Raw genomic sequence first — 12647 nt, 5'->3', positions numbered from 1 at the left:
TCCAAAAGCGACAACAAGCCCGATCGTTCGACGGTCAGGTAGCACATCCAACGAAGAGGAACGACGAGCAATGGATTCGAAATTTCCTATAAACAACAAAGGACCTCTCGAAGGGGTGGTCGTCCTCGATTTTACGACGCAGAAGTCTGGCCCAATCGCTACCTACTATCTCGCAGCAATGGGAGCGACAATCATCAAGATCGAGGAAAGAAAAGGGGATGTGGTTCGTGGGTACGCGCCATTCATTACTTCCAATGGTCAGCTTACCTTGTGGCGAAAGAGCGGGGACGAACTGTCTCTTCCGATGCTTGCACGTGCTCGTGGAAAGCACAGTGTTACTCTGAATTTGAAGACGCCGCAGGCGCTCAGCATTTATCAAGAACTGGTTAAGCGCGCCGACATCGTTATCGAAAACTATTCGAGCGGAACGGCCGATCGACTAGGTATCGGTTACAAGGCAACCAAAGCGCTAAATCAACGAATCATCTATTGCTCCATAAGTGGTTTTGGCGCCGGCGTGATGCCTGGAAGAAAGGCATTCGACGTCGTGATACAAGCTTCGAGTGGCATGATGCTCGCGAACGGAATCGAGGGCGGGCCGCCCGTCCGTGTAGGCATGTCGATCGCCGATACTTTGGCTTCACTTTATGCCACGATGGGTATCAACGCCGCGCTGTTCAGGCGCGAGCGTAGTGGGCACGGTGAGTACGTTGATATTTCAATGCTCGGTGCCACTACGGCGTTTCTCGCTACAGAAGATTGGCAATCGCTTGGGCTTCTTGGCGAACCGACACGAACCGGCAATTTCAATGTCAAGGCAACGCCTTTCGGTATCTTTTCGTGCAAGGACGGCTACGTCGCTATAGCCGCAGGATCGCGAGATCCGATAGCACACTCTCTTTTCCGTGTCATGGGTCTCGAAGCGTGGACTACCGACCCTCGATACGCGACGCTGGCAGAAAGATGCCAGCGCAACGACGAGGTCTGCGAAGTCGTAGCCTCGTGGTGCCGTGAATATACGGCAGACGAAGTCGAATCCCTGCTTTCCAATGCTGGAATCCCCGTAGAAAAAGTTCGTTCACCAGCAGAAGCAATTTCGGATCCCGCACTAGCTGAACGTGGCGATATTCAAGCAGCTGAACATCCAACTCTTGGAACCTCGACTGGTTTGAATACGTTCGGCCTTCCGATTCGTTTCCACGAGACACCGAAAGGGACTGACGGAGCGGCGCCGGCACTGGGTCAGCATAACCGGCTCATATACGGCAAGTGGCTTGGCTTTTCAGATGAAACCCTGCAGGAATGGGAATCTAACGGCGTCATCTGAAATTCGGGATGGCATATGTGAAAAACCAAATACCATTTTCAACCGTCTTGTTTCTTCGGAGCATTTATGCCGGATGGAAAAGCAGTTACCCGCGCGTCATCCCCCGACTTTTGTCCACTGTCGATCGCGCGACAAGGTAGCTTTTTCGTGGGTGGCCATAAGGTTAGCGCCGCCGGGATTTACAATGAGCTACACGATGCCCTTCCGTCAGGCGCCGGTCAGAAACACTGGATTGATGCAATGTACGTCCAGTATCAGGTGCCGACCGACGCGTGCCATCTACCAATCATCCTTGTGCACGGCGGGGGCGGATCGGGCAGTGTATGGGAAACCACTCCGGATGGGCGTGAAGGCTTTCAGACCTTGTTTTTGCGCCGCGGCCATCCAGTGTATGTAGTAGATACCCCGAGATCTGGAAGATCAGGGTTTCCAAGCTTCAATGGCGACTTCGGTCAGCTTGATGATACACAGCAGATCGTGCCCGCGCAGACGGCAAGGCATGGCCTGGAGCAAGTATGGTCGCGTTGGCGTCTCGGACCACGGTTCCCCGACCATTTCGATGTCCAGGCGTTCCCTATGGACGCGATTGAACAATTCATGTGCCAAGTCGCGCCACGGATTGCGGATGACCCCGATTTGGTCAGCATGTCTCTCGTTGCACTTCTCGAAAGAACTGGACCTGCCATTTTGGTCACCCATTCCATGAGCGGTATTCCGGGCTGGCTCACCGGCGCACGGTCCCCACATGTTCGAGCGATTATTAGCTACGAGCCTTCGGTTGTCTTTCCCCAGGGCAAGCTTCCCCCACCCATACCACTGTATCTTGGAACGCAGAAGCAAGGCGTCGAAGTTACAGCCCGCGAGTTCGACAACCTGGCGCGGTTTCCCATACAGATTGTCTACGGCGACAATATCCCAACCGTCCCAGTGCCGGAACTGCCAGCCGATGGGCGACGCGCACAAATAACTAGTGCAAGGCTCTTCGCGCAAGCAGTGAACCACAACGGCGGACGCGCCCATGTGTTGTTACTGCCCGAAGCTGGCCTACGTGGCAATTCGCATTTTATGTTTTCCGATCTTAATAATGTTGAAGTTGCCGATCAATTGACCTCTTTCCTGTTCGCACACGGTATTAACTGCGTATCATGACTACTTCACCGGTCGTCGAGACCACCGGCGGCAAAGTTCGGGGCGCTTTTACACAAAGCGTATTCAGCTTTAAAGGCATTCCCTATGGTGCAGATACCAGCGGCGCTAACCGCTTCCACCCGGCAAAGCGGATCGATTGGGCGGGTGTACGGGATGCGCTGGCATTCCCGTCCCGCGCACCGCAAAACGAACCGGATTCAGCCCTGCCCTATCACACGTGGGCCAAGGACCGAGGGCCGATGGCGGAGGACTGCCTGGCACTGAACGTTTATACCTCAACGCTGCAAGAAGGGGCTCGCAAGCCGGTCTTGGTTTATCTCCACGGTGGCGGCTTCTCTATGGGTGCAGCCGGCGCACCCGGGCTCGACGGGAGCAACTTAGCCCGGCGAGATGTCGTCGTAGTGACAGTAAACCACCGCCTGAACCTGTTCGGCTTTCTATATCTGGGCACCGCTGATGGAGATTTCTCTGCGGACGCCACGAATTTGGGAATGCTCGATATTGTGCGGGCACTCAAGTGGATAAAAGAAAACGTTGCCCGTTTTGGCGGTGATCCCAACAACGTTACTTTGTTCGGCCAGTCCGGCGGTGGGTCGAAAGTTGCTGTTCTGATGGCGATGCCCGAAGCTCACGGCCTGTTTCATCGCGCTGTTATACAGAGCTCCTCGTCTCTACTTCGGATGGCAAGTTTGGAGGATGCCGAACGGAATACCCACTTCTTCCTTCGTACGCTCGGCGTGAAGCAAGACCGGATCAGGACGCTGCAAGAACTGCCAATAGATACGCTGCTCGCAGCGCAGGCGGAAGCCATTCGCGCTGCAGGCATGATCGACAACTACCGCCCTGTGGTCGATGGCGCGATCCTCCCTTGCCAACCCTTTGACGTAGAGGCCGTCCGCCTTTCGGCGTCAATCCCGTTGTTGACAGGTTGGTGTGAAAATGAGCAAAGACTCGCATTTGCCCCGACTCCTGGCATCTTCAATATGGATTTTCAAGAAGCCGTGGCCGCGACGGCAAGATCGCTTTGCATCTCGATACACGATGCGACACGACTTCTGGCGGCTTATCGCAACGGACGTCCGCTAGATTCTAGCGGCGACTTATTTACGCAGGCGTTCGGAGACTATCGCTACCGTCGCAGTGTGACTCATGCGGCCCAACGGCAAACGATCGGAGCTTCTGCGCCGGTTTACATGTATATGTTGAATTGGAAATCTCCCGTTCAAAATGGGTTGCTTCGTAGCCCCCACACTCTCTGCGTCCCGTTCGTATTCGCCAATGTGGATCTCGCCTCCGGAATCACCGGTGTTGGTCGAGACCGCTATCTGCTCCAGGACGAGATGGCTCAAAGTTGGGTCGCTTTCGCGCGCAGCGGCGATCCCAACCACTCCGGCCTGCCCACGTGGGCACCATACGACCTTGTCGATCGACAGACAATGGTATTCGGTAGCCCCTCACGTGTCGAAACGGACCCGTTGCGAGAAGAGCGTCTCGCTCTAGACCAGTTACCACCGTATGTACCCGCTGTCACTGAAGGTCGGCGCACCTGGTAAGCATCAAAAGTATATGTTTTAACACCACTATCATGAGAGGAGACATCTATGCAAGTAAAACTATGGAAGTATGCGGCAATTCTGCTGCTTGCTACGGCAGGCGCTGCGCGCGCCGAGCAACCGACCATTCCATCTTTGATTCGAATCATTGTTCCTGTACCTCCCGGTGCAAGCAACGATCTGTTGGCGCGCGTGGTTGCTCCACAACTAGCAGCGCGTCTTCACACGAACGTTATCGTGGAGAACCTAGCTGGGGCCAGCGGTATGATCGGAGCTTCCGCTGTCGCCAATGGCCCGCATGACGGATCCATGCTGCTGCTCTTTTCGAAGAGTCTCGTTTCCGCGAATGCGACGATGCGCCACCCAACGGTGGATGTAGTCCACGACCTTGAGCCGGTGGCTGGAATTCTCCAGCTTCCCCTGGTCATCGCCGCATCGAATCAGAGTGGCATCAAAACGCCAGCGGATCTGCTAACCGTAGGACGAGCTAAGCATGGAGGCCTGAATCATGGGAACGGCGGGATAGGAAGTGTTGCGCACATTACATCCGAGATGTTGGGCGAAGCAGGTAATTTCCCTTTGAACAATATTGCTTACAAAGGTGGTGCCCCTGCCCTGATCGACCTTGCATCGGGCGTAATCGATTTTGCCGTAACTACTCATTCCGCAGTGGATGGTTTGGCTAAAGCCGGTCGGGTGCGTTTGGTTGCCGTCTGCTCTCGTGACCGATCCCCCAACTATCCCAACTTACCAACCATGGATTCCGTGCTTCCAGGTTTCGTGCAGAACCTCTGGATTGGCGTTTGGACGACTAAGGGCGTAGCTCCCGCGCTGGTGGAAAGATACAACCACGAACTGATTGAGATCGCTAAATCGGCAGAGGTGCATCGTCTCGATGCTGTGGAAGACGGCTCCCCGCTTTCTTGGACGGCGAGCGAATTTGGCGCTCAGGTCCGCGAAAGCTACGACCATTTCAAGCGTGTCGCAACCGATAAACACATCGTAACGGATTAGCAGAAAATGGAACTCACGACTGAGCTCAGATCCTCCGAAGGACCGGGACATATACGCGCATCTGTCACCGAAGGGATAGGTTGGATTACGCTGGCAAATCCGACGAAACATAACGCGGTTTCCCTTTCGATGGCGCGGTCACTGGTCGAGTGCCTGAGAGAATTTTCGAACGATCAGGCGGTACGCTGTGTTGTCATCCGGGGTGAAGGAGATCGCGCCTTCTGTACTGGCTCAGACATCAGTGAAAAACAGGACATAGACACCGCGCAAGCAGCAGAGAACGCCTCAGTGATACTGGCCGCACAACGGGCAGTTCGATCATTCAGTAAGCCAATCCTCGCAATGGTCTTCGGCTATTGTCTCGGTGGGGGCTTGGCGATAGCACTCGGATGCGACCTCCGGCTGGCGGGAACAGGCGCTTCCTTTGGCATTCCGGCCGCAAAGCTTGGCCTTAGCTACTATTACCAGGAGATGAAGTTGCTGACGGACTTGGTTGGGCCCTCTCGATGCAAGCTGATGACTTTCACAGGCGACCGCATCACAGCCGACCGCGCCCTTCAAATCGGATTGGTGGACGATGTGGTACCGGCTGAACAATTGCTGAGTTTCGTCACTGACCTGGCTCGCCGCATAGCATCAAATGCACCGCTCTCGGTAGCGGCAGCAAAGTACGCCGTTGAGGTCGCGTTGAGCGACGCCGCTACGCCAGACGTCGCTGGATGCGATGCGCGCGCGCGAGCCTGCCTGAGCAGCGAGGACTATGCGGAGGGAAGACGCGCCTTTAGGGAGAAGCGTCCGCCGAGGTTCCAAGGTTATTGAGCTTCCCCATTTCAGGAGCGCTTAGGGCCCAAAGATCATCCCTTCAATTCGTCTTCTCTCGAGCGTCGGATCAAGCATCTCGAGAAATTGAAACGCATACGCTGGCAAATGTGCGTCGCGCTTCAAGAAGATAGCGGCAACAGATGCGCCGAAGAGATTGCTTGCGTCTCTTATCCGTAGCCCGGTGTCTCGCCGGGCATCGAAGGTAAATGCCGGTATTATTGCAACGCCGATCCCTGCCGTGACAAAAGCTTTCACTACCTCTGCGTCGGGCGCCTCGACGACAGGCTTCGGGTCCAAACCAGCCTCGAAGAAAGTTCGCATCACTCTGGCACCCTGTGGGCGAGAAGTATTCTGTGCGATAAGCGGATAAGTGGCAATACTCTCTAAAGTTAGCTGCTTAAGTCTCAACAATGGATGTCGCGCCGGTGCCAACAGCGCAAGATCTAGTGTACGGAACGGTATCGCGACCAAGCCGGGGGGCAATTCCCGTGGCTGATGTGCGACGCCAAACATTGCCTCGCCATCTTGCATCAATTGTGCAGCTTGGTCTGGAAGACCTTGCATTACTTTGAAATGCCCGTTCGGAAACGCATCCAAAAATGATGAAATCGCGGGAAGTACAATGTATTTTGCTAGTGTATGGCTTGCGAACAAGGGGATGGTCCAAGCGAACTCGCCTACCTTTGCCTCACGAGCAGTTTCACGGAAACTCTTCGCACACTGCAGTGAACGACGCGCCCATTCGATAGTACGCTCGCCAGTTGGCGTAAGGGCCGTGGGCCGCCCTTTAACTCGCAACAACAGGTCTGTCCCGATCTCTTCTTCGAGCTGTCTCAGTTGCTTTCCGACAGCGGGCTGAGAAGAATGGAGATTCGTTGCGGCGCGGGAAATGTTGAAGCCCGCATCGACGATCGCACAAAGGCATTCCAATTGACGAAGCTTCATGCGTATGCGCTGCCTTCCATGACTACAGAAAACATGTGGCCCCCATTTATATTCGTTCCCTGTCTCAGCTTAGAGTAGGTTACTTGATTAGAAATCTCCAACTACGCAAATCCCTGGGTGGCTTCGCGCACGGTGCTGCGAGGGCTATACAGAACGCCGCTGGGTGGAGTCGGAGGCCCGGATTTGACGCCCCCCCTCTCGGCGCGCTTTGCCGACCACCATCTTCGCTGGATCGCAAAGTTGGTCCAACACAGTGCACTGCCGGAGGGGCAACTAGAGTCGCGTCGTATGCATCAAGAACCTGTCGCACTAATCGTAACACTTTGTTCTGCCGCAATGGCGCAGTATTCACTGATGAATAAGCCGATACATTGGAGCATTGATTTGCGTTCGGCGAGAAGAAACCTGCTTTTTGATTGAGCGAATCCCGTCGACGTCGGGCAATCGTTTCGGCTTCCCCGCGCTTGGGGGAATGTTGGCACTCGTTCCGCCAAACGGCTGAAACGTAGGCGTACGTGAATCAACTACAGACACGCTCCATATGAAGCAATCTCCGACCGGGCGGCGCGCCGATGCACGATAAAAGATGTTACGCCATCGTATGACCAGCCTACCAGGTCGTGGCCAAGCGCAGCCGCGCCCATAAAGTTCTGTCACGGCTTCCAGTCGACCTTCTTGAACTGCTAGCGAAGTGCAAAGGATAGAAATAGTTGAGGCCATCGCTCCCTAGCGATGGCCTCACAATTTCCCCATTCAAGAAGCATCGGCGGAACACCGCAAGCTGCAACTGCTGCCTCGGTTACGAGAACCCCCGCCTGCAGTCTTGGGTGTCAGACAGCGCTTCGGCCATAGTGACCCGGTCAGTCATCGCCCAGCAGTTCCTTCGCTCGCATTACAGCAGAGACCGCGCTCGGCCAACCGGCGTAAAACGCCAGGTGAGTAATCATCTCAACCAGTTGCTCTTTGCTGATTCCATTCGCGATAGCACGAGGAAAGTGTGTCGACATCTGCTCCGTCTTACCCAATGCTACCAGCGCTGCGCAGGTGATGAGGCTTCTATCTCGCTTGTTCAGCTCTGGTCGCTCCCAGATGTCACCGAACAGCACATCATCCGTCATCTGTGCCAGTTTTGGCGCGAATGCCGCAAGTTGCTGGCGGAGAACTTCGCGCTTTGTGTGGAGCTGCTGCGCTGCGTCGCTGATTTGATTCATTTGAACCTTCCTAATAGAGTTAAGCTACCGTGCGTCTAAATCAATGCTGCTCGGCGTTTATTGCCTTTTCAAGTCGGTCCGGATCGACCGCGATGTTCACTCCAGCTCGCTCCAATTGGATCTTCAAGCAAGCACGCGCGTCCTGCTCACCCCAACCGCGCCCGACCGCCTCCGTCATTTCTTCTAGTGTCAAGTTCGCGAGTCTCATTGGAACTCCCAGTTCTCGTCCAAGCGCAGTCGCCAACATTACGTCCTTGTGAGCCAACTTGAGAGCAAACGATGCGGGTTCATACTTCGCCGGCAAGAACTGTTTGACAAGAAGCATGAGCGGCGATTGCTTACCCGCTGATCCCAAGCGCAACGCCTCCCACAACTCGAGCGGGTCAACTCCCGCCTTGACCCCCATCGAAAAGACTTCCGCCATCGATTCAAGGATCATATATGCGACAACGTTGTGCGCCAGTTTCGCAACTGTGCCTGCGCCGATTGGCCCAACGTAACGGACCTTGTCTCCGATATTCTGAAGGAGACTCTGATGCTCCTCGAAGACCTTCCTGTCACCGCTGACCCAGACTGCCAAATCCCCGGACGCCGCACCGGTTGGACCTCCGCTAATTGGTGCATCGAGCATCGACCCTCCCTTTTCCCTAAAGGCCTGCTCAATGCGACGGTTTAGCGAGAGCGAGCTCGTCGACAAATCGAACAATACCAATCCCGGGGTCATGTTGTTCAGGATGCCGTTTGCGCCGAGCACCACCTCCTCGATCTCTGCCGGCCCAGGCAGCGATGTGAAGACGACATGGGCGGTGCGTGCAAGCTCGGCTACACTCTTCGCCTGCTTAGCGCCGGCCTCAACAAGTTTCGATGCAGCCTCGCTGTTAGCATCAAAAACTGTCAAAGACACGCCACCCTTCAGAAGGTTGCGCGCCATTCCTTGCCCCATTCGGCCTAGGCCAATGAATCCGACTTCCATTTATCTATTCCTCACGAGTTAAGATGAATACTCTCGGCGTTGACAATATTCGTTTCCGAGAATTGGGGAGAATCAATTAATTTCTGCAAGAGTCCTTGCAAGCTCATCTGGAATCAAAGTCATCGCGTTATGGCCCGTCGGCATCTCCACATAACGCCAGCCCAATGTGCTTTTCGCAATTTCCCGGGATTTACTAAGACTATCAAAGGATGGAGACGTACAAGCAATGTAGGTTACGGGAAGCCCATTCCCTAACGGATTTTTGAGATAAAGTTTGTCTAAATACGGCTGATACGGCTGGGGAGTGATCTTTGTCTGCAACCACGACGATTTAGCCGGATCAGTAACTCCGAAATACGCGGGAGGATTGGTAGCAACACTAACTCCACCTGACTCCAGCGCACGCTGCTTATATCGCTCGGCAAGTTCCGCAGGCATACGATCCATGGCGCACTCACCGGACGTGAGTACCGTTGCATCAAGATAGACCACATGTCGCAAGCATTCTGGAATCCTGTCAGCCAAAGCAGAGACGGTCAGACCGCCAAAGCTGTGACCCACCAAGATGACATCACGAAGGTCCTCGTATCTAAATACCTGCGCGACGTCCTCTATCAAGACCTCCAAGTTCGGCTTTGTCCACACTAGGTGGGACCGTTCTCCAAGCCCAGTCTGCGTCGGCGTATACACGGTATGCCCCTTGGACCGCAGCAAAGTCGCAACCTCTTTCCAGCACCATCCTCCGTGGGCGGCGCCATGCACAAGCATGTAGATTTTTGATGACGTGGGATTCATGCTAGGTCGCTCCGGTTGAATACCATCGTTATTCGCTTGCCTCGATTCCGTCGACACTGATCTCCATGCTCAGCCGCTTTGACCGGGCATCGTCGACGAAGCCTACCGCCATCGTCGCGATTACCGCTGGAACCGCCAATGCGATGAAATTGGTCTGCAGTGGAAGACTTAAGCCAACAATAACGCCGATGACTATTGGCGAAAGGATGGCCCCTGTCCGCCCAACGCCTGAAACCCAGCCAATCCCCGTAGAACGGATACTCATCGGATAGTACTGCCCTGCGTAAGCGTACCCTACGGTCTGTGTTCCGATGGTGCACCCACCGGCGATAGCAACACATAGATACGCGAGGAAATCATTCGGTACGTAACCGAGGATTGCAATTGATAGGCCTGCAAGGGAGTACATTCCCACCAGCACGTACTTGATGTGGACGCGGTCCGAGAGCCAACCACCTGCCAAAGTTCCGATCAGGGCACCGACGTTTAACACAATGACAAACGTAAGCGCGTTACCGAGACTGTGCCCTGCGGAGGCCAATAATTTTGTGAGCCACGAACTTAGCCCATAGACCATGAAAAGACACATGAAAGAGGAAATCCAGAACATCAAAGTGCTTACGCCTCGCCCATCTCGGAAAAGCATGCTCATTGGGGCATCGGCGCGAACATCAACCGTATTTAAAACAAATACGTCGTCGCTATTTACAACCTCTTCTGGTCGAATCAGATTAACAATCTTGCGGATAGATTGAGTGTCTCCCTTTCTCAGCAAGAAGGGCAATGATTCAGGCAAAGATAGAAAGATACCCGGTATCAACGCCATTGGCAGGCATGCAGCGAAGAACACGGATTGCCAACCATACTTTTCGAGGAGAGCTTTCGCGGTCATCGCTGCCACCATTCCACCAACAGCGAAGCCACTAAAAATCACAGAAACGAGGGTGGTTCGAAGGCGCCGCGGAGAATATTCTGTCACATGCGCAGCAACCGTCGGGGTAACACCGCCGACCCCCACGCCCGCGAGAAAGCGCATCAAGCTAAAAGTAATCGGGTCATTTGCAAAGCCTGCCACGGCTGTAAATACGCTAAACAACCCAACGCATAGCACAAACGCCCAACGCCGCCCGATACGATCCGCTAGCGTGCCAAGTCCGATCGCTCCGAACATCATTCCAAACAACGCAGAACTTACCATGATTCCCGCGGTGGCCGGCGAGACACCCATCGCTTTCATCATCGACGGCAAGGCTACGCCGGCAATTGATAAATCGTATCCATCCAATACTGAAACAATTCCGCACCACAATATAACGGCGAAATGCAGCCGCCCAATGGGAGCATTATCAACGAGCCGGCGTAGATCTATTTGTCGCATAGTGTGATCTCGTGAGCGTTCAAGTGTCCGAAGTCCATTTAGATCTGCATAGATTCGCGAGAAATTGCAGATGAATTATTTTGTCCTTTCGTTGGCCTACGAGTGATTGCCTGAGGCGATCTCACGGGCAGCGTTGGCCAAAGTATCGCGGATTAACTTTCCCTGTCTATTTGCGGAAAGAGGTGGAAAATCAACCGCGCACGGGACGACCCACTCCTCCACGAGGTGGCAATCCATTGTTGCAGTTCCCATCAACGGATCGGCGATATGGCATCAATGTCTCCAAGCTGATTCTGACCGCGGGCATGCGCGATATACAGATAACGGCGTATTCAGGGCAAACGCCCTAAGCGGAGCCGTTGTGTGTGATTGTTCCGTCTGCCGCTATCCGGATTGCTCGACGGGGTGGGAGTCACTCTGTTGGTAAAGTGATTTTGCAAGCTAGTAGCCGCTGATTGAAGACTGCGGGTTGCACTGATATAGCCGGAGGTTATGACAGTTGATGAATCCGTCGCATAAATACCCGGATGATCCAGATACGGAAAGCCTACCGCTCTTCGTGTTCATCAACTTGGCTGATTTTTTTATCTTAGTCCGTGGATCGACTAATCGTGCAACAGGGAATGCGAGGCATCGAGCTCAGTGGCTGGTGCGGAAAAAAAGTGGTGGCGCTCGCGATGACGGCGTTGACTAAGGGTGGTATGCCAGATCACCAAGGCGCTCAATTTAAGTAGCCGTCGGGTCGTTTCACTGGCGCTTAAGCAGTCAGGGGGAGCTCTGCTCAGCCACTCCGTCGGTGAGCGTGTGACACACGGCGGCGAGCATGGGAGCACTGAGTGCGAGGATGACTTACCTATGGGTCGCGCGTCGCCACACACAGGAACTGGAAGTGCGAGTAATCGACTCTTACCCCAAAAAGCTTCCCATAAGGCGTCGAGGAGCGCACCCTTCCTCCATGTGCCGCACTTGCTCACGCGCGTGCAACGGCGTTTGCCTGCGCTTTCACCTTTTCGCGGACCAAGGCACGCCCTGGCAACCAGCGAGGCGGCGCTCGGTAATTGCGCCCGGTCGTGGCAAAAATCGCAGAAGACGGCCGATGCAGCGAGTTCAGTCAAGCCGGCGCACGTAGCCAACGAGCGAGCACGCCGCCGCTTGGCGCGAGTTCCTCTCCCGAGACGGCATCTAGTTTAGCCAAGGTATGCTGCACCGCGTCGACGACATCTACTTAGAGCGTCAAAAGTGTATGGAGGTGAATGGCATTGCGGCCGCTCGATGCCTCGCGGAGGTCGCGTGCCTTCTTCAGCGAAGGCGGGAAGACGCTCGGATTTGCCAGCGCCGCTGACCACTTCATCGGTAAGCGGCCGGGCAACCCATCTTGAGGATCGGTAAAGCTCTTGGGAGTATCGTGTCCACTTAACGAATAAGCGGACACGTGAACACTATCGAAGAAGTGACACCCTCCGAACGTCGACGCCGGCGA

Annotated in this window: 11 protein-coding genes; 5 read left to right on the top strand and 6 right to left on the bottom strand. The window is 54.7% G+C overall.

The window, feature by feature from the left end; all coding sequences use genetic code 11:
• Positions 1 to 70: 70 nt before the first annotated feature.
• The 5 genes from VSR72_RS42040 to VSR72_RS42020 all read left to right on the top strand — a co-directional run bounded on the left by VSR72_RS42040 (position 71) and on the right by VSR72_RS42020 (position 5862).
• Entirely contained in the window at positions 71 to 1327 is a 1257-nt protein-coding gene (locus VSR72_RS42040; protein ID WP_342958080.1) for a CoA transferase, read from the top strand.
• Between the two features lie 240 nt (positions 1328 to 1567).
• Positions 1568 to 2476 carry an alpha/beta fold hydrolase gene (locus VSR72_RS42035; RefSeq protein WP_342958079.1) on the top strand — a complete coding sequence of 303 codons (909 nt, stop codon included), beginning with the start codon at positions 1568 to 1570 and terminating at the stop codon, positions 2474 to 2476.
• Complete coding sequence (locus tag VSR72_RS42030) at positions 2473 to 4029, top strand: carboxylesterase family protein (protein WP_342958078.1); 1557 nt, start codon at positions 2473 to 2475, stop codon at positions 4027 to 4029. Before VSR72_RS42035 ends, VSR72_RS42030 begins: the two co-directional genes overlap by 4 nt.
• A 48-nt stretch (positions 4030 to 4077) precedes the next feature.
• Positions 4078 to 5043, top strand: a complete 966-nt coding sequence (locus tag VSR72_RS42025; RefSeq protein ID WP_342958077.1) for a tripartite tricarboxylate transporter substrate binding protein — start codon at positions 4078 to 4080, stop codon at positions 5041 to 5043.
• Positions 5044 to 5049: 6 nt separating this feature from the next.
• Positions 5050 to 5862 carry an enoyl-CoA hydratase gene (locus VSR72_RS42020; protein ID WP_342958076.1) on the top strand — a complete coding sequence of 271 codons (813 nt, stop codon included), beginning with the start codon at positions 5050 to 5052 and terminating at the stop codon, positions 5860 to 5862.
• Between the two features lie 21 nt (positions 5863 to 5883).
• Here the strand turns inward: VSR72_RS42020 and VSR72_RS42015 are convergent, their stop codons facing one another.
• From VSR72_RS42015 to VSR72_RS41990, 6 genes are all read right to left on the bottom strand, one after another.
• Positions 5884 to 6810 (bottom strand): LysR substrate-binding domain-containing protein, encoded by a 927-nt coding sequence (locus VSR72_RS42015; RefSeq protein WP_342958075.1) that lies wholly within the window; start codon positions 6808 to 6810, stop codon positions 5884 to 5886.
• 860 nt (positions 6811 to 7670) lie between these two features.
• The gene (locus tag VSR72_RS42010) at positions 7671 to 8021 is read right to left on the bottom strand and encodes a carboxymuconolactone decarboxylase family protein (protein WP_342958074.1); all 351 of its coding nucleotides are present in this window, start codon (positions 8019 to 8021) and stop codon (positions 7671 to 7673) included.
• Between the two features lie 40 nt (positions 8022 to 8061).
• Positions 8062 to 8994 carry an NAD(P)-dependent oxidoreductase gene (locus VSR72_RS42005; RefSeq protein ID WP_342958073.1) on the bottom strand — a complete coding sequence of 311 codons (933 nt, stop codon included), beginning with the start codon at positions 8992 to 8994 and terminating at the stop codon, positions 8062 to 8064.
• Positions 8995 to 9066: 72 nt separating this feature from the next.
• The gene (locus VSR72_RS42000) at positions 9067 to 9789 is read right to left on the bottom strand and encodes an alpha/beta fold hydrolase (RefSeq protein WP_342958072.1); all 723 of its coding nucleotides are present in this window, start codon (positions 9787 to 9789) and stop codon (positions 9067 to 9069) included.
• A gap of 28 nt (positions 9790 to 9817) precedes the next feature.
• Positions 9818 to 11167 (bottom strand): MFS transporter, encoded by a 1350-nt coding sequence (locus VSR72_RS41995; RefSeq protein WP_342958071.1) that lies wholly within the window; start codon positions 11165 to 11167, stop codon positions 9818 to 9820.
• A 1225-nt stretch (positions 11168 to 12392) separates the two neighbouring features.
• The coding region (locus VSR72_RS41990; protein WP_342958070.1) for a hypothetical protein at positions 12393 to 12647 on the bottom strand (255 nt) is incomplete at its 5' end.

Origin of the sequence: Paraburkholderia sp. JHI869 (assembly GCF_038900775.1) — a bacterium.
Lineage (GTDB): Bacteria > Pseudomonadota > Gammaproteobacteria > Burkholderiales > Burkholderiaceae > Paraburkholderia.
The sequence above is the reverse complement of the archived record's forward strand: the minus strand, read 5'-3'. Positions and strand labels throughout refer to the sequence as shown.